General features: G+C 76.0%; 1 protein-coding gene. It reads right to left on the bottom strand.

Translation table 11 applies throughout. The features are described from left to right. Positions 1 to 132: 132 nt before the first annotated feature. Positions 133 to 832: erythromycin esterase family protein (locus PROKR_RS09495; RefSeq protein WP_169736370.1), on the bottom strand; the 700-nt coding region annotated here is incomplete at its 5' end.

Genomic DNA, 832 nt, shown 5'->3' on the forward strand with positions numbered 1-832 from the left:
CGGGCGCCCGGGCCACGGCCCGGTCGATCCCGGGTGCCAAGCTCATGGTGCTCGACGACGTCGGGCACGACCTGCCACCGGCGTGCTGGAAGACGGTGGCGGCGGAGACCCGGCGCCTGGTTGCGGCCTGAGTCAGCGCCCCGGCAGCATCGGGATCCACGTGTGCCACGGCGTCACCCGGTCGACGTGCACCACGGCGTCGAACGCCCGCCGCGCGTCGACGAGCTGCAGCTCCGCGCCGTTGTGCGTGCCGCGCGTCGCGTCCAGGGCCGCTGCGGCCGCGCCGTCGGCGGTACGCAGGTCCACGTAGTACGAGCCCAGGCCGGGGGCTGCCAGCACCGCGTCGAGGCTCCTCGGGTCCGGTTCGCCGAGGTCCTGGGTGAACGGCGTCGAGTGCCCCGGGGCGTCGTCGGGTCCCGGCCGGTGCAGCCAGGCCGTGCCGCCACCGAACGTGGTGCCCAGCACCACCAGGTCGTCCCCGAGCCGGTCGGCGAGCTCGCGGCCCATCGTCGTCATCGGCTCCGGCACGAACGGCGGCGCGTGGAACGGTGTGCGCTGCACGTGGCCGTTCGCGGCGGCGACCACCACGCGTGGCTCACGTTCCAGCACCCACTCGACGGTGTCCGCCAGGGTGACGTCGCGGACGTTGCCCGGGGGATAGGTGCGCGTCGCCCCGGTGGGCATCGCGGCCAGGAACGCGTCCGTCTGCCGCGCGACCCGCGCCGCGTGCTGCGCGAACGCCACGCGCTCCGGGTCGGCCCCGGCCTCCAGGTAGTCGACGCGGCGTGCCCGGACCCGCTCGGCCAGCTCACCGACCAGCGCCGTCAGGGCC

It is taken from the genome of Promicromonospora kroppenstedtii DSM 19349 (assembly GCF_000515355.1).
Taxonomy (GTDB): Bacteria; Actinomycetota; Actinomycetes; order Actinomycetales; family Cellulomonadaceae; genus Promicromonospora; species Promicromonospora kroppenstedtii.